The sequence below is a fragment of the Microcystis sp. LSC13-02 genome (assembly GCA_002282935.1).
Classification (GTDB): domain Bacteria; phylum Cyanobacteriota; class Cyanobacteriia; order Cyanobacteriales; family Microcystaceae; genus Microcystis.
Genome location: MTBT01000036.1, coordinates 1 through 24,876, shown reverse-complemented (window position 1 = coordinate 24,876; position 24,876 = coordinate 1). Strand labels below are relative to the sequence as shown.

At 42.2% G+C, this 24,876-nt stretch carries 22 protein-coding genes and 2 pseudogenes; 9 read left to right on the top strand and 15 right to left on the bottom strand.

The window, feature by feature from the left end:
* From BGL89_RS02390 to pdxH, 3 genes are all read right to left on the bottom strand, one after another.
* Positions 1–2,365: NB-ARC domain-containing protein (locus BGL89_RS02390; protein ID WP_286824242.1), on the bottom strand; the 2,365-nt coding region annotated here is incomplete at its 3' end.
* Between the two features lie 118 nt (positions 2,366–2,483).
* Complete coding sequence (locus tag BGL89_RS02385) at positions 2,484–2,786, bottom strand: trypco2 family protein (protein ID WP_286824241.1); 303 nt, start codon at positions 2,784–2,786, stop codon at positions 2,484–2,486.
* 234 nt (positions 2,787–3,020) lie between these two features.
* Complete coding sequence (pdxH, locus tag BGL89_RS02380) at positions 3,021–3,665, bottom strand: pyridoxamine 5'-phosphate oxidase (RefSeq protein WP_286824240.1); 645 nt, start codon at positions 3,663–3,665, stop codon at positions 3,021–3,023.
* A 51-nt stretch (positions 3,666–3,716) separates the two neighbouring features.
* Between pdxH and BGL89_RS02375 the strand changes: the two genes are divergently transcribed.
* The gene (locus tag BGL89_RS02375) at positions 3,717–4,487 is read left to right on the top strand and encodes a segregation/condensation protein A (protein ID WP_286824239.1); all 771 of its coding nucleotides are present in this window, start codon (positions 3,717–3,719) and stop codon (positions 4,485–4,487) included.
* A gap of 243 nt (positions 4,488–4,730) precedes the next feature.
* Here BGL89_RS02375 and BGL89_RS02370 read toward each other — a convergent pair whose 3' ends face one another.
* Positions 4,731–6,215 carry a polysaccharide deacetylase family protein gene (locus BGL89_RS02370; protein ID WP_286824238.1) on the bottom strand — a complete coding sequence of 495 codons (1,485 nt, stop codon included), beginning with the start codon at positions 6,213–6,215 and terminating at the stop codon, positions 4,731–4,733.
* 268 nt (positions 6,216–6,483) lie between these two features.
* Here BGL89_RS02370 and BGL89_RS02365 point away from each other — a divergent pair, with 268 nt between their 5' ends.
* The 4 genes and pseudogenes from BGL89_RS02365 (at position 6,484) to BGL89_RS02350 (ending at position 8,758) form a co-directional block, all read left to right on the top strand.
* On the top strand, positions 6,484–7,791 hold the full coding sequence (locus tag BGL89_RS02365; RefSeq protein ID WP_286824237.1) for a hemolysin family protein: 1,308 nt from the start codon (positions 6,484–6,486) through the stop codon (positions 7,789–7,791).
* Between the two features lie 36 nt (positions 7,792–7,827).
* Positions 7,828–8,148 (top strand): annotated as a pseudogene (locus BGL89_RS02360) (DUF2887 domain-containing protein); the annotation flags it as partial.
* A 154-nt stretch (positions 8,149–8,302) separates the two neighbouring features.
* Positions 8,303–8,557: pseudogene (locus BGL89_RS02355) on the top strand (DUF2887 domain-containing protein); the annotation flags it as partial.
* A gap of 6 nt (positions 8,558–8,563) precedes the next feature.
* Entirely contained in the window at positions 8,564–8,758 is a 195-nt protein-coding gene (locus BGL89_RS02350) for a hypothetical protein (RefSeq protein ID WP_286824236.1), read from the top strand.
* 35 nt (positions 8,759–8,793) lie between these two features.
* Here BGL89_RS02350 and BGL89_RS02345 read toward each other — a convergent pair whose 3' ends face one another.
* Positions 8,794–10,131, bottom strand: coding sequence for a proton extrusion protein PcxA (locus tag BGL89_RS02345; protein WP_286824235.1), 1,338 nt, complete (start codon positions 10,129–10,131; stop codon positions 8,794–8,796).
* 77 nt (positions 10,132–10,208) lie between these two features.
* On the opposite strand from BGL89_RS02345, the gene BGL89_RS02340 reads away from it, so the two are divergent.
* Entirely contained in the window at positions 10,209–12,341 is a 2,133-nt protein-coding gene (locus BGL89_RS02340; protein WP_286824234.1) for a PD-(D/E)XK nuclease family protein, read from the top strand.
* A 172-nt stretch (positions 12,342–12,513) separates the two neighbouring features.
* On the opposite strand, the gene hypB is transcribed toward BGL89_RS02340, so the two are convergent.
* The 4 genes from hypB to BGL89_RS02320 form a co-directional block, all read right to left on the bottom strand.
* Positions 12,514–13,326 (bottom strand): hydrogenase nickel incorporation protein HypB, encoded by an 813-nt coding sequence (hypB, locus tag BGL89_RS02335; protein WP_286824233.1) that lies wholly within the window; start codon positions 13,324–13,326, stop codon positions 12,514–12,516.
* Entirely contained in the window at positions 13,317–13,661 is a 345-nt protein-coding gene (locus tag BGL89_RS02330) for a hydrogenase maturation nickel metallochaperone HypA/HybF (protein ID WP_286824232.1), read from the bottom strand. The genes hypB and BGL89_RS02330 overlap by 10 nt, the downstream gene beginning before the upstream one ends.
* A 139-nt stretch (positions 13,662–13,800) precedes the next feature.
* Positions 13,801–14,871 carry a hydrogenase expression/formation protein HypE gene (gene hypE, locus BGL89_RS02325; RefSeq protein WP_286824231.1) on the bottom strand — a complete coding sequence of 357 codons (1,071 nt, stop codon included), beginning with the start codon at positions 14,869–14,871 and terminating at the stop codon, positions 13,801–13,803.
* Positions 14,872–14,976: 105 nt separating this feature from the next.
* Positions 14,977–15,822 (bottom strand): Rpn family recombination-promoting nuclease/putative transposase, encoded by an 846-nt coding sequence (locus BGL89_RS02320; protein WP_286824230.1) that lies wholly within the window; start codon positions 15,820–15,822, stop codon positions 14,977–14,979.
* Positions 15,823–16,093: 271 nt separating this feature from the next.
* Between BGL89_RS02320 and BGL89_RS02315 the strand changes: the two genes are divergently transcribed.
* A complete protein-coding gene (locus tag BGL89_RS02315; protein WP_286824228.1) occupies positions 16,094–16,987 on the top strand; it encodes a hypothetical protein in 894 nt (297 codons plus the stop codon).
* A gap of 67 nt (positions 16,988–17,054) precedes the next feature.
* Positions 17,055–19,523 carry an ATP-dependent DNA helicase RecG gene (recG, locus tag BGL89_RS02310; RefSeq protein ID WP_286824227.1) on the top strand — a complete coding sequence of 823 codons (2,469 nt, stop codon included), beginning with the start codon at positions 17,055–17,057 and terminating at the stop codon, positions 19,521–19,523.
* Between the two features lie 527 nt (positions 19,524–20,050).
* On the opposite strand, the gene BGL89_RS02305 is transcribed toward recG, so the two are convergent.
* From BGL89_RS02305 to hcp, 5 genes are all read right to left on the bottom strand, one after another.
* Entirely contained in the window at positions 20,051–20,599 is a 549-nt protein-coding gene (locus BGL89_RS02305; RefSeq protein ID WP_002740992.1) for an NADH-quinone oxidoreductase subunit B family protein, read from the bottom strand.
* A 46-nt stretch (positions 20,600–20,645) separates the two neighbouring features.
* Positions 20,646–21,110, bottom strand: a complete 465-nt coding sequence (locus BGL89_RS02300) for a hypothetical protein (RefSeq protein WP_286824221.1) — start codon at positions 21,108–21,110, stop codon at positions 20,646–20,648.
* A gap of 4 nt (positions 21,111–21,114) precedes the next feature.
* Positions 21,115–21,513 (bottom strand): hypothetical protein, encoded by a 399-nt coding sequence (locus BGL89_RS02295; protein ID WP_286824219.1) that lies wholly within the window; start codon positions 21,511–21,513, stop codon positions 21,115–21,117.
* Between the two features lie 6 nt (positions 21,514–21,519).
* A complete protein-coding gene (gene hoxU, locus BGL89_RS02290) occupies positions 21,520–22,236 on the bottom strand; it encodes a bidirectional hydrogenase complex protein HoxU (RefSeq protein WP_286824218.1) in 717 nt (238 codons plus the stop codon).
* Positions 22,237–22,320: 84 nt separating this feature from the next.
* Positions 22,321–23,949, bottom strand: a complete 1,629-nt coding sequence (hcp, locus tag BGL89_RS02285; RefSeq protein WP_286824217.1) for a hydroxylamine reductase — start codon at positions 23,947–23,949, stop codon at positions 22,321–22,323.
* Between the two features lie 365 nt (positions 23,950–24,314).
* Here hcp and BGL89_RS02280 point away from each other — a divergent pair, with 365 nt between their 5' ends.
* The gene (locus BGL89_RS02280) at positions 24,315–24,584 is read left to right on the top strand and encodes a hypothetical protein (protein WP_286824216.1); all 270 of its coding nucleotides are present in this window, start codon (positions 24,315–24,317) and stop codon (positions 24,582–24,584) included.
* A 10-nt stretch (positions 24,585–24,594) separates the two neighbouring features.
* Here BGL89_RS02280 and BGL89_RS02275 read toward each other — a convergent pair whose 3' ends face one another.
* Positions 24,595–24,783, bottom strand: a complete 189-nt coding sequence (locus BGL89_RS02275; protein WP_286824215.1) for a type II toxin-antitoxin system HicA family toxin — start codon at positions 24,781–24,783, stop codon at positions 24,595–24,597.
* Between the last annotated feature and the right edge of the window lie 93 nt (positions 24,784–24,876).

Below are 24,876 nucleotides of genomic sequence, written 5' to 3'. Positions count from 1 at the left end.
TTTCAGGTAAATAGGGAGCTAACCCTGTCAATGCCCTTGCACGGTAGTATTCATTCCCAATCTCTCTAGCTGTAGCTAAGGCTTCGGGTAATAAAGTAGAGGGAAGATGGGGACTAATTGCCTTTAATCTTTCTGCTCGCTTCTCATCATCTTGATTTTGCCTCACATAAGCTAATCCCTGCGCTGGTGTCCAGATTTCATGCTGAATCAGTAAAGCCATTAATTCTGCTGGAATATTGCCCGCCAAACTATTAAGAGAAGTCGTAATCAAAGCATAACGAACCTGTAACCCCATAAACTCACTCTTGTTCTCGCTAAAATGCTCCTCCGCCAACTGCCACGCCCTAGCAATATCCTTGATAAAAACAGCAGTTTTCCCTTCCTTTTCACACTGACTATACCAGCCATTATGACCTTCTGCGGTTTCTTCCCTCAGTAATAGATGAATCTGGGCTATCTGTTGCGCCTTTTCTAAATGCCAGAGCAAATGATTATAAATGTAGCCATCATCCTCTAAACTGTGCCATAAACCATTTTTAGTCTGTCTTTGATACCGACTTAAAAGCTGTTGATGTGCCTCAGTTATTGATAACCCTAACCCCGGCAATTGATAATCTGCTTGAGGATGAGAAGACGCTTGCAGCAGATTTCGGGCTAAATCATGTAACAAATCATGCACCCGATAATTAGTAATTTGCTCACTGGAAACCCCTGTTAATAATAAAGCCTTACCGCGTAAATATCTGAGGGTTTTCCTCGCTTCCGTTAACCGACAATCCCATAAAGTCGCCGCCATCTTTTCTGTAATCGTCACATCATCTGGTAAGACCCCTAACCAGATAAATTGTCGCAATCTTGCCGATTTTAACCGTTTTAAGCTGAGATTAAAAGAGGCAATTAAACTATAATGTTTTCGCTTTTCCTCATGGGGGGTATCTTCTGCATCGGCTCGATCTAATATTTCTAAATAAGCGATTTCTGCCTGTAAATCTTCTAGTAACTCATCCCAAGTAATCCCATCTTTAACTTGTGCTGCCGTCAACTCCAATGCTAAAGGTAAATAACCGACAATTTTGGCTAATATTTTGGCTTGTTTACGTTCTTCTTGGATTAATTCATGCCTTAAATAACCCGTTAATAACGCTAAAGATTGTGTTTCCGTCATCACATCCAAATTATAAGGAGTTGCTCCTTTAACGGGAACTTCCCTAGTGGTAACTAATAACTTACAGTTATTTCCTGCTATTTGAAAAGGTTCAATATCTCCTACATTCCAGAGGTCATCTACCACTAATAAAGCTTTTTTATCTGCTAATAAAGTCCTCAATTGTAAGGATGCTGCATCAACACTCATGGGCTTAAAATCATAATCCCCTAACGCTTGTATCCACCCATACAAAAAGGATAAAATATCCGGTTGTTGCCCTAAAGTTGCCCAGAAAATACCATCAGGAAAATAAGCTTGAACCGCTTGATCCTGTGCCAATGCCGCCGCTAAAGTCGATTTACCAATACCTCCTAAACCATAAATTGCACTAATCACTAAGGTTCCTGTTTTAGCCGTTTCTTCTGATAACAAAAGTTTCTTTAAATCAATACTAACCTCTGGACGTTCCACAAAATAAGAGGGTTTAGGAGGGGCTTGATTTCGATAGGAACGAGTGTTAAGATTAACTGAAATAACGGGTTTAGGTTCAGGGTCAATATCATGTTTTTCTAAAATCTCACACCATTCTTGATTATCATAAACCCTTGCCAAAGATTCAGCCTCTAAAGATGCCGGACGATCTCTAATTGGCTGTTTAGATTGTACCCCAATCACTAACCCATGACAAACAATTGCTGATCCCGATGTTCCTTGCCAAGGTGACTGATCTTCTGCTAATCTTTCTAATTGTTCATCGGTGGGTTGTATGTCTTGACTATCTTTAATATTTAATAACAAACGGTTATGAGGAACACGATTAGCCACATTAATAGTTCCCTCAATATGTAACCCTGTGGCGTAGTTTTTATCATCTTCAGAATACCGTAAAAATAGAGGAAAGCCCAAACAGTCAAATTTAACTTTTTGGGTGCTACTCGCATCAGGTAACAACCCAAAATCTACAGGATCACGAGTTTCGATAGTTTCTGGTAATTCAACTAAAGCTATATCTATATTATCCGGTGCTTTCCAAATTACTTTAGCGTCTATATCCTGCTTATCAGAATAGTTTGATGCTGATCTAAATCGTACTTTACAGTTGTTACTATTATCAAATAGATGCCGACAAGTCAACAATAAACGTCCCCCAATTCGATAGGCAGTGCCATACTTAGGGGCAACAATTTCTAAAGCGCGATCGGGTTGGAATTGGGCCATAACTTATCGGATTGATGTAACCTATTCTTCTGGGATGGCGATGGGTTACGCTTCGCTAACCCATCCTACAAATTAACTGCTTTGGGGGCAAGCATTGCGTCCCTAGGGGTATAAAATTCTAATCGGGAATATCATCGCTTCCTGTCAATACAGGTTTTCCATCTTTCCAAATGGGTTTAAGGGGAATTTTAATTCTATGGGTTATCGTATCTTTATTGATGACACCCCCACCCATTTCTACTACCCAAAATTTCAGCCCACCTTTGCCTTCTTTCGACTGCTCAACCACAAATTGAACCTCTAATTCAATTTCACCCACTTCAAAGCGAATCTGCTCACCCTCAGCGGCTAAGATAGATTTACTCAGTTCAACCCGCAATGCTTCTAAGGTTTCCCGAAGTCCAACTTTATTGATGGCCATATTAATTCTCTAGTTATTTTTGAAGGATGCAAACAAAAACCCTTCCAATTCTATCGTTTTTCTGAAACTTTAGGGCGGACGGATTGCCTTTCTACAAATGGCATAATAGCCCAACCCGATCGCTAAGGGAAGCGCGGGTTGGGAAAAGAAATCGACCTAATATTATCTCAAGACTAAAATGACAAATTGAATTAGCATCGAGCTATTTTGCCAATACAAGGTGTCAAGATCAAACTAAGGAGCTAAACGTTGCCTTTGCCAGCTGCCATCTTCTTGACGATAATAACAGAGACGATCGTGGAGACGACTGGGGCGACCTTGCCAGAACTCGATTAAACTAGGAATTAGGCGAAAACCGCCCCAATGAGGAGGACGGGGAACTTCACGACCAGCATATTCTTCTTTTAGTTCTGCTAGGCGTTTTTCGAGGATATCCCGCCCAGAAATCACTTCACTTTGATTAGAGGCCCGGGCCCCTAAACGAGATTCCCAGGGACGGACAAAAAAGTAATTATCCGATTCCTCCTCGCTGATTTTTTCTACAGTTCCCTCAATCCTAATTTGCCGTTGCAATTCTCCCCACCAAAACACTAGGGCCGCATTGGGATTGGCGATTAATTCCTGTCCTTTGGCGCTGTGGTAGTTGGTAAAGAGAACAAAACCGCGAGGATCGAAGTCTTTCAACAATACCATGCGGGCCCGGGGTTTACCCTCCGGGGAAATAGTAGCTAAAGTCATCGCGTTGGGTTCCAATCTTCCCGAAGATACCGCCCGTTCTAGCCATTGTTTAAATACAATGAAAGGATCGGCAGATGTTTCTGACTCTAGCAATTCTTCAAGATTGTAGTCCAAGCGCAGGTCAGCGATCGATATGTCCATGGTTTTGCTTGCTAAATTCTATCCTTTGAGATCCTACAAGATTCTACAATCATGACTATCACCTCGGCCAGTGATGCGATCGCCTCTCTTTTAGAAATGGCGGAACAGGGAGAGATTGACCCCTGGGATGTGCAGGTTATCGATGTGATCGATCGCTTTTTGGCAGAATTGGGGTTATTAAATGATCTAGATTTAGCCATGGCCCAGGCTAATTTACCCCAATCGGGACAGGCTTTTTTATGGGCTTCCATGTTAGTTTTATTTAAGGCTGATACCCTAGAAAGATTGTCTTTGGACCAGCAAGAAGAAAGTCTGATTGATGAGGAAATTAGCGAGTTAGAACGGGAATTAAGAACTTTACCCCGTTATCTAGAAAATCATATTCGCCGTCGTACTGCTGCCCCACCACCGCGAAAAAGACGGGTAACTTTGCAGGAGTTAATCACTCAATTACAACAGATTGCCCTAGAGATTGAAGCTTTACCGAAACTGCCTGTAGTTGTCCCGAAACCCCGTCCCCAATCCCGACGGGAAGCGTTACAAATTATCACGGAATTAGCCCACCAAGAAAACCTGACGGAATTGGCGGCGGAACTGGACTTTTTTTTGCAGAGAAAGTTTTTTCAATTAGAGAAAAAGGAGATAGAGTTTGAGTATTTATTAGATTTATGGCAAGCAGAAAAGCCCTCTAGTCACTCGGCAACACAGGAAAAGGTGGCGATTTTTTGGGCTTTACTTTTACTGGCTTCTCAATCAAAAGTGGAATTAAAACAAGAGGATTTTTATCAGGATTTGAGTATTTCTTTAATTAGGGTTTGCTGAAAAAGTTTTTCGGTGGTGGTAGGAGTCAGGAGTCAGGAGTCAGTAGCCCAATCCTATTTTCGCAGCATGAACATCGGACTTTAACAGGTCAAAAGCTTTATTTTAAAAGGGTTTTACCATTATTCAGCAAGCCCTAAATATTTGTCAACTTTTTCAGCCTAAGTTACTTCATCGGCGAACATCTTCTACTAATATATGTGTACTATCAAGGCGCAGAATCTGCGCCCTAGATACCTTACTATCTTAGCGAGTTAAGGCTGCGCCTCTTTCGTACAAAGTGCGGGCATAATCGGTCCAAGTACCCTGGCCCCAATAACGGAAACAACTGGTTTGCACGAGCAAATTATAAAGCAGTGCCTCCAGATAATCCGGTCGTCGGGTGAAGCTAGGGTCCGCCTGTACTAAAGGAGCATATTTCTCGTGGAATTTAGCGCTTAATTGGTTCATCGGTTCGAGGACATTTTCGTAACCGCGCACCCAACTGAGATCATTTGTCCAAGATGCCCCATCCATGGTAAAACGGTGGTCGGACTGTTTTAACTCAGCGATCGCCTGTTCCACTGCTTCAGGGGTAGCGGCATCCGAATTAACTCCCTGCCAGATTTTATGCTGGTGTACGGCTTGAATTGGGGGATAATCTTGGGGATTAACGCCAGCGGCCTCGATTAACTCCAGATATTCCGTGCCGTTAAATCCTGCCACAGTGGAACCCCCCTGCATTTCCCGCCAAGGATTGGGAAAATCGCGAGGAAATTCATTCATCATCACGCCACCATTTTCACCGTCGGCAATCTGGGAACCTAGGGAAGGAACCCAAACGCCGCCGATTTGCTGTTTACTGCGGCATTTGGCCTCGTGGTAGGGTTGCATTTGGGCGACTAATTTGGTGTCGGAACCCTGGGTTTTAATCAAAGCAGTAATCGCAATCACTTCACCCCGAGAATTGCGCGCCAGCAAGCGATTAGGAATATATTTTTGTTCCTGACTCAATCCCGAACCGTCGAGATTTTCCACCGAGTGTTCCTGTACCAATAACCAACGATAGCCGCATTCTTTCAGGGCTTTAATATACTCGTAGAGGGTATCGGGATGGTTAGGAAGGTGCATTTCCGGGGGAGAGAACCCTTTGACTCGTTTCAGGGCATCTGGGCCAAAAATCGAGGCAAAATAGGTTTGCCATGCTTGCATCTGCAATTTTAGATCGGGAATCGGTGTGGAAGGAGCCACCGCATGACTCCACATCGTCCCCAACCATTCCACATAGGGTTGATATTGACTGTTACAGGTGATTAATTTGAGTTTATCGAGGATATCCTGCTGTCCCATCTGTACCAAACCCCAGAGGAGATTGCCGGAATAATCGAGCATAATCCGGGGATTACAGCCTTCCGCCACCAATTCTGGGACAAAATCGCCCATGCGACTGTAACACCAGGCAAAAACACTGGCATTATGGTTATCACCATCCCCAAGATTTTCGAACATATGCTGGAGATTGCAGATTAATTCACCGTTAACACCCGCGGGGATGGTGGGTTGGTGCATATGCAAGGCACAGGCAAAACCAGCCTGAATATTGTCTAATTGGAGATTTGTTGTCGGTAAAAAGATCGGATCATCGTGATTAACAATCGCCGCGATTTCCTGTTCCCAACCGCAAATAGTCGGTAGTCCGGGGCGGATTTCCGTGATAGCGTTCGATTTCGATGATACGGGTGTAGCGATCATAATTTTTCAGGCGAATAGATTGAGATAGTTTGTCCCCACTCTCCCAGGGACAACTTTTTTTACTGGCAACAGGTCACTCTTGACTGTTCACTGCTAACTGAGCTAAGAGCGCGAACTTTATCCTATCCCATTTATACTGAGAGTACCCCCTCTCCAGACACAAGCCTTCGTAACTCGTTAAAAATCAAGATGATTCTTTACTGAACTTAACCGATCCTCGCACTATGATCCAAACAACTATCCTCCCTTTTACCTGTAACTTTTAACCATGTTCTCGGCGACTACCGAAATTCTTGTTATCTTCTTCCTCATCCTCCTCAATGGAGTTTTTGCTCTCTCGGAAATTGCCATTGTCTCGGCGCGCAAAGTCCGTTTAGAACAATTAGCCAGAGATGATCGAAGGGCGGCGATGGCCTTAAAATTGGCCAATGATCCCAATCAAATTTTATCGACGGTGCAGATTGGCATTACCCTAGTGGGAATCTTTGCCGGGGCCTACGGAGGAGCCAATTTATCGGTCAGTGTGGCGCAATTATTGGCGCAAGTTCCCGTTTTAGCCCCCTACAGTCAAGCTTTGGGATTAGGATTAGTGGTGTTAATTATTACCTATCTATCCCTAGTGGTGGGGGAATTAGTGCCGAAACGGTTAGGTTTAAGTAATCCCGAAAAAATCGCTATCCTCGTGGCAGATCCTCTCGATAAGCTATCGAAAATTGTTTCGCCCGTTGTCCATCTTTTGAGTCAATCGACTAATCTGATTCTCAGTTTGTTGGGGATTAGCGCTAATAATAATGATTCCCCAATTACGGAAGAAGAATTGAAAATTATGCTTAAACAGGGAACCGAAGCGGGAACCTTTGAGGAAGCAGAACAGGATATGGTGGAAAGGGTGTTAGGATTGGGCGATCGCCGAGTAAGTCAGATTATGACCACGCGCCCAGATATTATTTGGCTAGATTTGGAAGATAGTGCCGAAATTAACCGCCAGAAGCTAATTGAGAGCAATCATAACCGTTTTCCTGTGTGTCAGGGCAGTTTAGATGAGGTTTTGGGGGTAATCGAAGTCACAGACTTATTGGCAGATTGTTTAACCGGTGAAAGTTTCGACCTGACGAAGGATTTACAACAGCCGCTTTTTGTGCCGGAAAGCACTAGGGGTTTAAAGGTGTTAGAATTGGTGCAGCAAAGTGGTCATCATATTGCCTTGGTAGTGGATGAGTACGGGGTGATTCAAGGATTGGTGACGCGCAAGGATATTTTAGAGGCAATTGTCGGCGATTTACCCCAATTAGATAATATTGAAGATGCTCAGATCGTGCAGCGGGAAGATGGTTCTTGGTTGATCGATGGTACAGTGGCGATCGAAGATTTTAAAGAATTATTTGAAATCAGTGAATTACCGGGGGAAAAACAGGGCAATTATCACACTTTAGGGGGTTTTATTATTACCTATCTTGGTAGGATTCCGGGGGCTGCCGCTCATTTTGAATGGCAAAGGTTGCGCTTGGAAGTGGTGGATATGGACGGTAATCGTGTCGATAAGGTGTTAGTCACGCTATTGTTGGATGATTTGTAAGTAATTGTTAGTAAACATCTAGATTTTTTCAAGCTTGTGAAGACCGATACAATTTTTTATCAACTCTTGCAAACTTTTCCGGGGTTAATTTTTGAATTACTGGGAGAATCAACCCAGAAAGCTGAAAATTATCAATTTTCCTCGCGAGAAATCAAAGAATTAGCGCGTCGTTTTGACGGTATTTTTTTACCAACCACAGCAGCACCGGAACTAATTATTTACTTTGTTGAAGTGCAATTTCAGGATAAAAGTGATTTTTATTGGCGATTTTTAACAGAAATTGTCATCTATCTCAATCAGTATAAACCCGTTCAGGATTGGATAGCTGTAGCTTTATTTGCCTCCAGGGATCTGGATAATAACGGCTCTTCGGGACTTGGTATGGTTCAATAGGGGGGCAAAACAATTGACAAAAATTGCGGTAATGTCTGTCTCTATAAGGGTTTCATTCCTTATAACCCCGTCCATTGCATAAGACAAACCGAAGAGCCATAATAACTTTCCCTATCAACTGCGGGGATTTGAGATAACGGGACAGATCAGACGTATTTATTTAGATGAATTAATCGATAATCTGGCTCCGTCTCTGGGTTTAGGAATTATTCAGTTAATTGTCGCTACACCCCAATTAGCACAGCAACGAGGAAAACCACTTTTAGAAAAAGCGATCGCTGAAATTGATGATCTAGTTTTCCAGCAAAAAGTTGTAGAATTAATTGAAAGAACCCTGGCCTATAAATTTACTAATCTTAGTCGCTCGGAGTTAGAAGCTATGTTCGGATTAGATGATCTCAGACAAACTCGACTTTATCAAGAAGCTAAAGAAGAAGGTCGTGAAGAAGCTAAAACTGAAGCGATCGCCAGTTTACTAGCTTTAGGTTTAAGTATAGAACAGATTGCCACTGCTTTGCAGTTAGAACTTACCAAAGTACAAGAGACAGCGGCCAAATTATCCCCCCCAAATTAGCAGGGTAAATTATCAAGTTTCTCCCTGATTTTACCCTATTCATTCATATTACGATAGGTAGCCACTGCCGAGGGAGAAATGCGATTGAGATAACGGAAAATCCAATATTTTAAGACTGTATCCAAGATAACGGGAAAAGTGGCGATAAAGAGAAAATTAAACTCGCGATTTTCCGGTAAACCGAAATGACGACTTAACCCTTCTAGGATGACTTCCCAACCGTGGGGAGAGTGGAAACCGACAAATATATCGGTAAAGAGAATAATTAAAAAAGCTTTAGCTGAATCGCTAAGATTATAGAGAATGCCATCAAGAAAAGACTTGACAATCTCGATTTCCCGACGACTAAAAGCGATAACAAAACCAAAGGCAATCAGGGAACAAATATCGGCGAAAATGTTAGCGATTGCGTTTAAACCTCGTTGGCGAAATTCTTCACTTAGTACCGCTGCTTTTTTAGTAATTTCTCCCTCGATTTCTTCGTTAGATAATTTGGGTGCTAAACCAATCATACCTCGAAAATGTAAAGCTTCCTCAAATCTTCTCAATTCCGAAAAAGCTTCTTCTTCTAAATCCTGATTGATAAAAATAAACTGTTCCTGTTGTTGGAAATATTTATTAACCAAGGGGGTGATCAGGAAAGTTTTGGTTAATTGCTGGGTTAATAAAGGAACAATAATTAACAGTAAAATAAACTTGAGAGAAATGGCTGTTTTATAACGAGAATTGCGAAATCTTTTTAAAACTGCCTCCTCCGATTCCTCCGCTTGGGGATCGATTTCCTGCTTAATGCGATTAAAAGTATTGACAAAAGAACGGGGTAAAACTCCCGGTTTTTCCGTAGCTTTTTGGGATTTATTGCTTTTGATCATTTCCTCATCTTCAATACTACCCGCCGCTAAAAAAGAGCGATTTCTGGAAGTCTTATTTTTGGCTGTTTCCTGCTCAAAATTTCTGTTCTGGAGACTTTTGGAACCATCTTCAAGATATTCTTGCCAATAATTACCTTGATATTTTCCGATAACACTATCGATAAACTGAAGTTTTTTCAGACAAACATCTGTGGTGACAGTAATCACCCCATTATTAATTGTCGGTTGATTTGGTCCGAAGGTATTAACGATCGAGCGACTGGCTTTAAACTCCGTCAATCTGACTTTAATTTTTTGCAGATAACCTTTAACTTCTGCGATAAAATAGGAATTAGTGGTACTGCCATAATTCGAGAACTCCGCTGCCACTTTTCGCCCTTGAAAATGCTTGTCTTCTATCTCCTTAATCTTCAAAGCTGCATGATAAGCCTCATCTAAAGAACGTTCAGGAGTTTGTAATAACCATTGATTAACACCTTGCAAAATCCGATTAAGATTCATAGGAAACAATTACTTCCACAAGGAAAAAAGCTAGAGTACCAATCAGTCATCTTAACAAATACAATCGAGAAAAAACGATGTCAATCATACCAATTTGGATCGAAGGTGGGACTCGATCGGGAAAAACCACCGCTTTAGTCGGGGAATTTCGGCGCTGGGTTGTTTCTCAACGTCAATCCCAGGATTCATTGTATCTCGATCGATCGAAATCATCGCCCCTTTCCCAAACGGTCTTAGTTTTCGCTGCCAACGATGATAACAAACGGGAATTAGCCGATCAATTAGCCCTTGCTGTTAGGGGTAGCTATCCGATTCTCTGCAAAACCCCTTTAGGTTTTCTCACCGATGAAGTCATCCTGTTTTGGCCGTTAATTTTCGAGTCTTTAGGGCTAAAAGCGCAATTTCCCCGCCGATTACGCCCAGAAACGGAACAGGAACTCGCCACCCGTCTCTGGCAACCAGCGATCGCTGAATTCTTCCAGCTTACTAGCATAAATGAATATCGTTTTGTCCGTCAAGTTCTCGATTTGTTACAATTAGCCGGCGCTAGTGGTGTTCCCGCAGAAAAGATACCCGAAAGATTAGCCGACGGATTATCAGAAACAGATTTAAAACGAGTTTTAGCGATTAATGAGCAGGAAACACCAGAAAAAGTGGGAGAATTAATCATTCAATGGCGTGATTGGTCTCTAGAACGTGGTTTATTAAGTTATGGTATCATCTACGAACTCTATTGGCGCTATTTATTTCCTGATAGTCGTTATCAACAGCAACTATTAAAACGCTTCCGGGGAGTTTTTGCGGACGATGTGGACGATTATCCGGCTATTGCCAAGGATTTACTCAGTTTTTTCCTCGATCATGATTGTTTTAGCGTTTTTACCTACAATCCCCAGGGAAAAATTCGCTTAGGATTAACTGCCGATCCCGATTATCTACAAAAATTAGCGGCACGCTGTCAAATTATGCCATTATCTACCACCGACGGGTTAGCTGCTCAGTTTAGCGAGACGGTTCTCTCCTTAATCAGCGACGGTAACTATCTTGGCAATCTTCCCGATCAATTCATCTCCCTGCAAACCACCTCTCGCGCCGAATTGTTACGGAAGACAGCCACAGCTATTATTCAAGCAGTCAAGCAAGGAGAGGTAAAATCCGAAGAAATCGCCGTTATTGCCCCCGGTTTAGACGAAATCGCCCGTTATAGCCTGATGGAAATTTTAACCGGTGCCGGGATACCCGTTCAACCCCTCAACGAACAACGACCCCTGATCAGTTGTCCTCTGATTCGGGCCTTATTGACCCTTCTCGCCCTTGTTTACGCAAATTTGGGGCGTTTAGCCCCCCAAGAGGCCATAGCGGAAATGCTGGTGATTTTTAGCCGTTATTGCTGGGATGAAGAAGAGAATTTAATTCCCGATATCGATCCAATCCGCGCCGGATTAATTGCCGATCATTGTTATCAAGTGCATCCGGAAAATCCTCGTTTATTAGCGATCGAAACTTTTCCCCGTTGGGATCGCTTAGGACAAAAAGCTTGTACTGCCTACGAAAGAATTTGTCACTGGATCGAAGGGATGAAAAAACGGCAGCAGGAAGCGAAACTTTTCCCGATTTTTGTCTTAAATCAAGCGATCGAACAATTATTAAACGATGGGGAAAATTTGCCCTTCGATCACTTGGCAGCTTTACGAGAATTAATGGAAACTGCCCAACATTTTTGGGAGATCGATCGCCGTTTGCGTGAGAGTGAACCCTGTTTTCAAAGTTCCAGCGAAACTATTAGTCAGTTTATCCAACTTTTGCGCCGTGGCACAATTACTGCTAATCCCTATCCCGTGCGACAATTTATTAAATCTTCCTCAGCAGTCACCCTAGGCAATATCTTTCAATATCGTTCTTTTCGTTCTAGTCATCGTTGGCATTTTTGGCTAGATTGTTCCTCTCCACTCTGGGAACAAGGAGGTGCTGCTACTCTTTTTGCTGCGCCGATTTTTTGGCGAGAAAGTCCATATCAACGCTGGACAACAGAAGCAGAATTAGAGGAAAATCAGGCCCGTTTACAGAGAGTTTTAAGGGATTTATTGGCAAGGGTAAGCGAAAAAGTTATCCTCTGTCACAGTGATTTAGGAGTATCGGGAAGCGATCAAACCGGACAACTTTTATCCTTAGTACAAGCGGCAAAAGAATATGATTATAGTATTACTTGAATTATCGGGATTGAAACTTTAGCAAGTATCTAGTGCCGATCCATAAGGAGTCATGCACACATTTCTTTACTTTTTTTGACAAAATCGCCTGTAGACAAGTGAGTAGAAGTATTTCACTTTATTGATTCTGTAGGATAGATTTTGAACGAATCTCTAATTTTGTTAAGCTAACTTAAACCAGCGATTTTAACCAACCGTACCAAGCATCTAAACCTTCTCCAGTGGTAGCGGAAACTTGAAAAACTTTCAGATTGGGATTAACTTGATAGGCGTAATCTAAACAGCGATCGAGGTTAAAATTAACGTAGGGCAGTAGGTCTATTTTTGTCAAGATCATGACTTGAGAAGCGTGGAACATATAGGGATATTTAATCGGTTTATCTTCTCCTTCGGTGACGGAAAGAATGACGACTTTGGCATTTTCTCCCAAATCAAATAAAGCAGGACAAACTAGATTACCGACATTTTCGATCATGACTAAAGAATTCATCGGTGGATCGAGTTCGATTAATCCTCTCTCTACCATTGATGCTTCTAAATGACAACCTGTTCCGGTATTAATTTGGATAACCTGACAACCGGTTTCACTAATTTTTTGGGCATCATTAGCTGTTGCTTGATCTCCCTCAATGACACTGATAGGAATAGCGGTTTTTAAATCGGCAATTGTGCGAGTTAAAAGGGTAGTTTTTCCCGAACCGGGGGAAGAAACTAGATTAAGGGCAACAGTTTTTCTCCCCTTCAACCAACCGCGATTTTGTGCCGCTAACAGATTATTTTTTGCCAGCAGATTTTGCTCAACTTGGAGAATGCTACCATGAATTTGAGCGTGAATTTCCGCAGGATGATGGGGATGCTCATGCTCGTGATCGTGATGGCTATGACTAATAACAGTACCATCGGCTAAAATATGTTCATGGGTTCCCGTTTGCGGATTAGTTACCATCACTTCCGAGTTATCAGAACAACCACAGGTTACACACATAAGGATTCTGTCTCCAACGATTTGAGATTTAATTCTTGACCCTGTAAAATGACTATATTGCGACTACTACATCGATCGCAGATTCCGTAGGGATATTCTAGTTCTAGCTCATTTCCGCAATCTTGGCACTGTCCTAAACCAGAAATTTCTAGAATCTCTAACATTGCCCCCTCTATATTAGTACCTTGACAACAGGTATCAAAACAAAAAGCGATCGATTCTGGCATAATTGCCGTTAGTTTACCAATCTCTAACACCACGCGCTTAACTTTCATTCCTCGCGAGTGTTCTAAAGCAAGTTCAATAATATTTTGGGTAATTCCTAGTTCGTGCATTTTCAGTTATCAGTTATCAGGGAACAGGAAACAGGGAGAAGGGAGCAGGGAAATTTCAACTAAAACCCCAAAACCCCAAAAACCCAACTATCTGTTTTTTTAGTTTTCACTTTTTCCTTTAAAACTGTCTCCTGTCTAATTAACATATTCTCGGTAATTGTTCACCGACTAACATATCGAGAATCCTTTTAGTGCCGAAAGCGGTTTTTAAGTAAACTAAATTGGGGGGAGAAGCGACGACTTCCCCGATACAAGCGGCATTTTTACCGTCAGGATGGGAACGCATCACTGCTAAAACGCGATTTTCCGCCTCCGGAGGCACGACAAGGACTAATTTGCCCTCATTTGCCAGATAAAGCGGTTCTAAGCCCAATAATTCGCACATTCCTCGCACTTCTTCCCGGATGGGGATCGCCGTTTCCTGTACCTGTATTCCCACCCCTGAACTTTGGGCGAATTCGTTTAAAACTGTGGCTAATCCGCCTCTAGTGGCATCCCGCATCGCTTTAACTTCCGGGCAAACTGCCAGAATTGCAGAAATTAAAGAATTCAGAGCTTGACAATCGCTTTCGATTGTGCATTGCAGGTCTAATTCGCCCCTGGCCATCAGAATGGCGGTGCCGTGATCCCCCAGAAAACCGTTAATCAAAATGCGATCGCCAACTTGTAAATTATTGGCACTGGAATTGATTCGGGCCGGAATTACTCCGACTCCAGAGGTATTAATAAATATTTGATCCCCTTGTCCCCTGGGAACGACTTTTGTATCCCCGGTGACGATTTTTACCGCTGCTTTGTCGGCGGCTATTTTCATGCTGGTAACGATGGTTTTTAGGGTGTCGATAGATAAACCTTCTTCGAGGATAAAACTACAACTGAGATAGAGAGGAATTGCCCCACCGACAGCCAAATCATTAACGGTTCCATTGACTGCTAAACTGCCAATATCACCCCCCGGAAAGAATAGGGGAGAAACCACATAGGAATCGGTGGTAAATGCCAAGCGATCGCCTATTTTAGCCAAATCTTTAATCTCAAATCGGGCTTGATCTTCAAGGGTTGCCAGTAAGTTATTATCAAAGTTATTAACGAATATCTCATTAATTAAATCCCGCATTGCTTTGCCACCACTGCCATGGGAGAGAGTGATATTTGTGTCGGTAATTTTGTTTTTTTTTAATTTTAAAGAAGCTGAAGGAGTGCTAGTCATAGGTGAGGTAGGAAGTTTTCGTTTTGGGTAGTCGGTGGTCGATACCAAATTAGGTTACACTTTATCCTGAGGAGAAATGCTGTCATAGCCTACTGCTAGATTATCTTAATGGGTTTCTGGTATTTCTCGCACTTTTTCTATAGTTAAGTCCAAAGCTTGAGCAATTTGTTCTACAGTTAAACCTAAAGCCAATAAACGCGGCACAGATTCCAGTTTACCTTCCAGTTTACCTTCCAGTTTACCTTCCAGTTTACCTTCCAGTTTACCTTCCAGTTTACCTTCCAGTTTACCTTCCAGTTTACCTTCTTCTCGAACGTCTTGAAAATAACGGGTTTGTTTCAGTTCATCTAAACTAAACATGGCTTCTATCTCCCGGCGACTTAGACGTGGTAATTTATAGATAAGGATCGTTTCTATTAATTGTAGGAGGTTTTGCGGTTGGGTAAATTCAGTTCGCACTCGTTCAATAAGTTGTTTGGCTGTTGCCACTGCTTGATTTTCTTTAGCAATAATTAATTTTATAGTGGCAATACCGAGGGAATCTTGATTAATATCATCTAGTTCATCTAAATATATTCGCGTCACTCTCCCAGATGTCAATAAGTCTTGGTAACGTACAACCTGATCTGATTCTACCCGACGATGGGGATAAATGACCACCCCGTGCCAATCATTGTTAAAAGCAGTTTTACTGAGATATAAGAAGATTTCAGCAAAGAAACGGCCATAAAAATTCTGATCATCTTGAAATTGCACCTCGCAGAAATAAATAGGAATGCTAGGATCGGTAATATTGGGCAAAAATACGCCATCAATACGAAAAGCTAGTTGCTTAATTTCGACGGAATCAAAGCGGTAATTCTCTGCTTCTCTGGGGGCAAGGTTGATTAATTCAAAGAAAATTGACGGATAAGATTGAAAAAGATCATAAAAAATACTGTCGGTTTTCATGGGGAACTTGTGGTGGTAAGCTCTGCAAAAAATTTTCGCTGTTTTATCCCAATTCCACTAACTTTATCTTACCATGTAGATAGAGAGTTTTCCTGCTAATCATTTTCATTATAGCAGTTATCTTTGCCAAACCAATGCTAAAAGCTAATACCTAAAATAACCGATAAATGATCGAGTCTGAACATCTCCCCCTGGTCAGGGCGCTATAGCTGACAATGAGTCGCTATAATAGAATTCGCCGATCGCTAACTTCTCCCTCGGTAAAATTTCTATGACTGGAAGACTGAACAAGCTACAACAAGATTTAAAGAACATAGAAACGGAAGTGGCAAATTTAGCCGAAAGAATGCGAGAAAAATACCGAATTTATCTTGATTTACTCGGTGAATCTCTCTATAAACAGGCGATCGGGGCAGTGTATTATATATGTACCCGTTACTATGGGGGGGAATTTCTGGCCCTCTCCCACAGCAATCGTCAGAAACTACAAGAGGAGATCAAAGCTCTAGGACAAGAGGCTAAAGCCAGTTTACAGCAATTGGGCGAGCAGAGCTTCGAGCGAGGGGCATTTTCAGGGGTAGGATTCTCTAAAAGTCCAGCAGAGACAGTTAACACCCCAGATTTCTTGAAACTTTTTCTAGACAAACGGGAAAATCTAGCCGCAACTGGAGAGATTAATAACCCCGATACTTTACTTTATTGTTGTCGAGTGCTGGAAAAAAACTGTATCGAGATTCTCAATCATCTCTCTAAACAAATTAATCAGCAACTACAAAAAGCTTATATTCTTCCCCCTTATCTACCCAGTCAAATTATCGATATGGCAATTCAAGCGGGAGAAGAAGGACAATCCCTAGGTGGAGGAAATAATATGTTAAACATTCTAGTGGAAGCTAAAAACCCTGAACCAGAGGAAGAAAAAGATGAAGATGAAGATGATGGGGATGATCATGATTTTTCAAGTAGCAAAGTCACTAAAGTAACGGCGATTCATCTACGAATGGCTGAACTTGAATTTGCTGATACGCGCTTAAGTGTCGAAAGAAATCAAATTCGCTCCCTTTGGGAACAATTAAATCGTCTAGGGGAACAATATCATCGTATTCGCAAAGAATATACTATCGCTCAAGCGGAAGCGGCGTGGCGCAGTAGTTGGTATGATTAATCAGTTATGATCAAACAGAGGTATTAGGGAAACATAATACCGGGAAATTTGGAGTCAAGAGGCAATTATGAAAGGGGAAATACCCGACTGGGTGAGATTACAAAAAGCCTTATCTGTAGAAGCGGAAAAAGGTTATCCCGATCTTCAGGGAAATCAGTACCGTTTTAGCGAGTTTTTGTGTCTTAGTTTCGGGGATAATCCTCCCGTGGGAATTTCCACCAGTGAGAGAAATCGCTGGCGAGAATTAGCCCAAAAATTTGCCCAATATTCCCAGTTTAATCCCAGACAAAGACAACAATTAGTCACCGAAACTCGCAATTTTTTGCAACAATTACGGCAAACTTTAGAAGCAACCCCCACCCCAAAAGAACCAGCTGCGGCGAAAATTATTAATACCACTCCCATCACGGCAAAGGCGATTTCTCCACGGCAAGTTACCCTCGAACAACCCTTGAAATATCTAGCGGAAGTGGGAGAGAGAAAAGCTGGTCTTTTAGAAAAATTAAACCTCCACAAAGTTGAAGATTTATTATATTATTATCCCCGGGATCATATTGATTACAGTCGTCAAGTCAATATCGCTAATTTAACCGAGGGGGAAACGGTAACTTTAGTGGGGAATGTCAAGCGCTGTAATTGTTTTACTAGCCCCAAAAATACCAAGTTAGCTATCTTTGAATTGCTCTTACAGGATCGTACTGGACAGATAAAATTAAACCGTTTTTATGCGGGAACTCGCTATACTAATCGTGCTTGGCAAGAAGGACAAAAAAAACTCTATCTGGTGGGTTCGGTGGTGGCGGTTAGTGGTTTAGTCAAAGCGGGAAAATATGGGTTAACTTTAGAAAATCCTGAATTTGAATTATTAGACAGTTCTGGGGCAAGTATTGAGTCCTTAAAAATCGGGCGTATTCTGCCGGTTTATCCCCTCACCGATGGAGTACCCGCCGACCTAGTTAGAAAGGCTGTAGTCGCCGCTTTTGGGGCAGTAGAGGCGATAAAAGATCCCTTGCCTTTCGGTCTAAGAAAACAATACGGATTAATCGATTTAAAAACAGCAATTACTAACATTCATTTCCCCAATAATGCCGAGATTCTCAGTCAAGCGCGACGGCGATTAGTCTTTGATGAATTCTTCTTTTTACAATTGGGTTTTCTGCGGCGGCGGCAACAGTATCGTCAGACACAGAAAAGTGCTGTTTTTAGTGCTAAGGGTCAACTAATTGATCGATTTAATCAGATAATTCCCTTTCAATTGACTAATGCTCAAAAACGAGTTATTGAGGAAATTTTAGAGGATTTAGATTCTAGCACCCCGATGAATCGTCTCGTGCAGGGGGATGTGGGTTCTGGCAAAACAATTGTCGGAGTTTATGCTATTTTAGCAGCCCTACAATCCGGTTATCAAGCGGCATTAATGGCTCCCACGGAAGTTTTAGCAGAACAACATTATCGTAAGTTAGTTAGCTGGTTTAATCTCTTACATTTACCCATAGAATTATTAACTGGTTCCACAAAAACCGCTAAACGGCGAGAAATTCACGCCCAATTAGAGACAGGAGAATTACCACTTTTAGTGGGAACTCATGCCCTAATTCAAGATGCAGTTAATTTCCGCAAGTTGGGGTTAGTTGTTATTGATGAACAGCATCGCTTTGGGGTACAACAAAGGGCAAGATTATTAAGCAAAGGAGAGTCTGCCCACGTTTTAACCATGACAGCAACACCGATTCCCCGTACTTTAGCTTTAACCCTGCATGGGGATTTGGATGTGAGTCAAATTGACGAATTACCCCCCGGCAGACAACCGATTCAAACCACCGCTTTAAATGGGAATCAAAGAAGGGCTGCCTATGATTTAATTCGCCGTGAAATTGCCCAAGGCAGACAAGCTTATGTGATTTTTCCCTTGATTGAAGAATCGGAAAAATTAGATGTTAGAGCTGCGGTGGAAGAATATCAAAATTTATCAGAAAAGATTTTTCCTAATTTTAATATCGGGTTACTCCATGGTCGCATGAGTTCCGCCGAAAAAGAGGAAATCTTAACAGCTTTTCGCGATAATATTCTGCAAATTATTGTCTCAACTACAGTTATCGAAGTGGGGGTTGATGTTCCCAATGCCACGGTGATGTTAATTGAAAATGCCGAACGTTTTGGCCTGTCACAATTGCATCAATTACGGGGGCGCGTGGGCAGAGGCTCCCATCAATCCTACTGTTTACTTTTAAGTGGCAGTAATAGTGCTAATTCCCGTCAAAGATTAACGGTTTTGGAACAATCCCAAGACGGCTTTTTTATCTCGGAAATGGATATGCGATTTCGCGGTCCGGGGGAAGTTTTAGGACAACGACAATCGGGTTTACCAGATTTTGCCCTCGCTAGTTTAGTCGAGGATCAAGAGGTGTTAGTTTTGGCAAGAGATGCCGCCGAAAAAATTATGTTAGATGATCCCCATTTAATCACTTTGCCCAATTTGAAACAAGCCTTAGAAGCTAAATATCAACGGATGTTGGGAGCGGATATTTTAACTTGATTTAGGGGAGATGTTCAGTAAACAGTAATCAGTAAACAGTGATCAGTAATACTAAATCCAGTTATTAAAAACTGATTATTTATTCTCCGTTTTGCATGAGTGCCTCTCTTGATATGTAGCCCATACTCAACGGATTTAGTATTACTTCCGATTTTATCACTCAATCCAAGCCTTTGGGGGGTTCTACCCCCCCAAACCCCCCGTTGGGGGCGTGGCGCCGCCCCCAAACCCCCCGCGCATTAGTTTTTCGGTGGGATGCTTACAGACGGCTGCTGACACATCTGTAATAATTTAAGAGTCACTCCACTTGCATGAGTGCCTCTTCTGATATGTAGCCTATACTGAGTGGATTTAGTATAATCAGTAAACAGTAAACAGCGAAAAGACAGCAGCAAACTGACATTTGATGAGGCTCACTTAATACATACTGCTCACTCAAAACTCAAAACTCAAAACTCAAAACTCAAAACTTAAATCTGATAACTGATAACTGATAACTGATAACTGATAACTGATAACTGATTCAATTAACCAAATTTAATCATTTCTCGTCCTGCCATCACGGGTAATTCCCCTTTTAAAATCGGAATCAATGTCTCGCGAATTCTGTCCGCATCGGGGGGACAACCCGGCATAAAAATATCGATGGGAATGACTTGATGGACGGGCAGCACTTGATCTAATAATTCGGGAACGATACCGGGTTCTTCTGGTAGTTGAGGGGTGTTATCTCCTAACTCTAAATAAGCTCTTTTTAGCACGGGATCGGCAGTTCCTAACATATTCCGCATAGCGGGAACGTTAGCAGTCACGGCGCAATCACCAAAAGAAACGACGGTTTTGGTATTTTGGCGGACTAGATGAATTAGTTCTAAATTGTCCTGATTAGCGATCGCTCCTTCCACTAAACAGACATCGACATTTTCGGGATAGGTTTTCAGATCGCAGCCGACGGGACTATACACCACGTCAACTTTTTCGGCTAATTCTAACAGCCATTCATCCAAATCGAGGAAGGACATATGGCATCCCGAACAACCGGCTAACCAGACAGTAGCGAAGCGAATTTTACTCATAATTTTAATTCCTTGTTTGTTAGGTTTTGGGAATAGTGATTACTAGCTAATAGAAAAGCGGCTGTTTGCCGAGGGGCGGGTTTTTGCCTGTCTCGACAAGTTCCTGATTATCTGCAATTAAAGAAAAAAGATCGATACCCTTCCATTCTTGCAAAAATTCACAGATCAGCTGGGGTGTCCAATTTTCACCTCTAAAAAACTTAAATTTTTTTGTGTGGACATTGAGAAAAAAATGCAAGATATTACATTGATCCTGCGCCCCGAAAATAGTCCCCTTGACTGTCCAATTATCCACACTACTGGCGTAATCCTCGATCGCCCGATCTGCCGCCGCCACACGCTCTCGGTATTGATCACAGAATTGACGAAGCATCCGGGGAAATCGCCCAACTTCGGCGAAAAGTTCGATCGCGGACCAAGCTAAATTGGTTGGTTGAGATTGATAATCCACCAGCGATAGACAGCGCTCCAAGGCTTGGAGAAAGATCTGTTCAAGATTTGTATCATTCATAACATTATTGATTCCCTTGACGCAGTAGGGTTGACCAACCATATTGAGCTTGAGCGATTTCGTGAGCAGAAGGCTGATTCATACCCTGATTAATCACTAAATCCGATTCTAAGATTTCGTGTTGTAAAAAGACACGATCGATCTCCGTTCCCTGTCCTCGCGCCATCCTCAACCATGCCTTTGCCATATCAATACTAGGCCAAAATTCATACTGACTGACACCGCCACCGAAAGCGTAGTCCTTTGCTCGTTGAGTTTCCCGAGCAGAAATACCGCAGTAATCGGAAATCAAGCGAATATCTTCATTCATCCCCATAATCTCGTCATACAGAGCCATTTCCGCCCGCAGATACTTGGCATAAATACCTAGATGTCCCCAACGAGCGTTTTGAGAATCTACCATTTTTCGCTAACGCGTCCATTGGTGTTGAGTCCTAGCGTTAACTAAAAATTCCAACTTCGAGCGATCTTCCTCTTTTTCAGAAACGGCGGAACCCTTACGGAATATTGCCCCGGTTGGACAAGCGGCAACACATTTGCCGCAGGAAGTACAGGCAGAAACACTGCCCCAAGGCTGATCCATTCCCGCAATAATTTTATCTTTTTCGCCGCGATAAGCCAGATCCCAAACGTGCGCCCCTTCAATTTCATCGCAGACTCGCACACAACGGGTACAGAGAACACAACGATTATGATCGATACCGAAAAGAGGATGGGAAATATCCACTTCTCGCTTGGGAAAACGGTAGGGAAAACGACTATGATCCATACCCACTTCGATGGCTAAATCTTGTAATTCACAGTTACCATTAGCCACACAAACTGCACAAACGTGATTGCCTTCAGCGAATAATAATTCCACCGTCATGCGGCGATATTCTTTGAGTTTTGGGGTATCGGTATGAACCACCATTCCTTCCGCCACTTCCGTTACACAGGCGGGTAATAATTTATTAATACCTTCAATTTCTACCAAACATAAGCGACAGGCAGCCACTTCGGAAACCCCCTCGAGATGACAGAGGGCGGGAATTTTTATTCCTACCTGACTAGCTGCCGCCAGAACTCGCGAACCTGCTTCGATCGCTACATCTTTACCATCAATGCTTAAAGTGATTACGGACATAAAAATTATTCTCCTTGAGGATAATATCCCTCTCCTTCCATAGGCCACGGTTTGCCACCAAAGGTGGGATTTTTACAGAAAGTTTTAACCTAGACAATCGGCTAAGTCTTTTGCGGGGGTGGTAATCGGCTGCAGGTGATAGGTATCGGCGAGGAATTTCAGGACGTTAGGGGAGATAAATGCCGGTAAAGTTGGTCCCAGACGGATATTTTGCATACCTAGATGCAGCAGGGTGAGCAGTACAGCGATCGCTTTTTGTTCGTACCAAGAGATAATTAGGGATAGGGGTATCTCGTTGACGCTAACGTTAAAAGCGTTGGCTAATCCTAGGGCGATTTTGATGGCACTATAGGCATCGTTACATTGTCCCAAATCCATTAGCCGTGGTAATCCTTCGATGCTACCTAATTGTTTGTCGAAAAAGCGGAATTTTCCGCAGGCAAGGGTTAAAACGATACAATCTTCGGGAACTTGTTCCACAAATTCGGTGTAGTAATTGCGATCGGGTTTTGCCCCATCGCAGCCACCAACTAGGAAGAAGTGACGGATTTTACCCTGTTTAAGGGCATCAACCACCGTATCAGCGACACTGAGGACGGTATTGTGGGCAAATCCTACCATTACCTGCCGAGGTTCGCTTATTTCAGTAAATCCGGGCAATGACAGTGCTTTAGCAATCACGGGACTAAAATCGATCGCACTGTCAACTGTTTCTAAGCGGTTAATATGGGCATAACCCACAGGTCCGAGGGTAAAGAGTTTACTTTCATAGTTTTCGTGGGGGGGCATGAGACAATTAGTAGTTAAAACTATTGCCCCCGGAAACTTAGCAAATTCTTTAGTTTGATTTTGCCAAGCGGTTCCATAATGACCGTAGAGATGGGGATATTTTTCTTTTAGTTTTGGATAACCGTGAGCGGGTAATAATTCTCCGTGGGTATAGACTGTTATGCCAGTATTGGCAGTTTGTGCCAGTAAAGCTGCCAATTGTTTAATATCATGGCCGGAGACTAAAATGGCTTTACCTAAACGCGGATTTAAGGGAACATTTGTCGGTATGGGATGACCGTAGGTTTCGGTATGACCTTGATCTAATAATTCCATGGCCCGCAGGTTTGCTGCCCCGACTTTTAGACAGATTGCCACCCAATCATTCAGGTTTAAATCCCCCCGATCAATTGCCGCTAAAGTCTCTTGGATAACCTGATAAACTGAGTCATCCTCTTGACCTAATTCCTGAGCGTGGAAAGTATAGGAAGCAAGACCTTTAACTCCGTAGATAGCGGTTAACTTTAGGGAAAAAATATCGATGTCCTGCACTTTTTCAATTAGTTCTAAGGATACTTCTTGACCTTGGCTAACTAGGCTCTCATTAAAATTAGGCTGATAGTTGGCAAGTGCAGACCAGTCCAGCGATCCCAATTGTGCTTTTAAATTTTCCCGAATCTCTAAACAACGCTGAATATAATCGGTAAAACGTCGTTGATCGAAGTTCACATTGGTCATGGTGGCGAAAAGCGACTCACAGGTAAAAATATCGGCTTCGCGAGTAGATATCGCCGCTTCTTTGGCTTTTAAAACTACCGATGCTAATCCACGCAGACAATAAACTAATAAGTCTTGAACAGCGTTGACTTCGGGACTTTTTCCACAGGCTCCCCACTGATGGCAACCATTACCACTAGCGGTTTGTTCGCATTGTTCACAAAACATAAGTTTTCTCTCTTTTTTTCAGTAGATTGACAGATTGTTGCGATTTGTTCTACTAAGTTCAATCCCGCTTTTTTGAAAGTTATTTATTAGCCTTCACCCGGCAAGAATTATGGATTTTACGACTGGAAAGCTTGTCTTGACAGCCTCTCCTCTCTGAACTATGTTTTTATTCTCTCACTCTTTTTACCAGTTGGGTTCTGATTTTATATTTCCTCAAGAATTACCGATTAAACAATTATTTAGTTGTCTTATTAAATTAAGTATTTTTTGTGATTTTTATGATATAATGAGCGAAATTTTCGATTTTTAGGCGGTCAATTATACTAAATCCCTTGAGTATAGGCTACATATCAAGAGAGGCACTCATGCAAGAGGCAAAGGGGAGAATAAATAATCAGTTTTTGATAACCAGATTTAGTATAATTTCTGATATGTCAAATCAAGAAACTAAACCAGCATCTATTTCTCTGAATGCTAGGAAGCAATCTGTTGATTTTCCTCAAAACCCTGAACAGCCACTTCTAGTTGAAGAATTGGAATGGTCAGAAACCGAGGTCAAAGAATCTTATTATCACCTCCAACACCTTGAAAATGATTGGAATGCACCTAAAATAAATATTTATTACAAGCTTTAATCGAGGTGATTTAAAACTTTGCTTCTAGTCCAGCTTGTTTGCAAATGACATTGGCTGTTACTTTATCAATAGTACGGTGTCTTTTAATGGGAATAGTTTTTTCTCCATTGGTATAGATAGAGTGATTCCCGCCTTCCCTGAGAAGATAAAAACCATTTTCTTCAAAATATTTGATTAGATATCTGCGTTTTACTGACATCTTAAATAGGGTCTGCTGAAAAAGTTTTTCGGTGGGGGTAGGAGTCAGGAGTCAGGAGTCAGGAGTCAGGAGTTTCAGGCTTTGTTGCCCTTG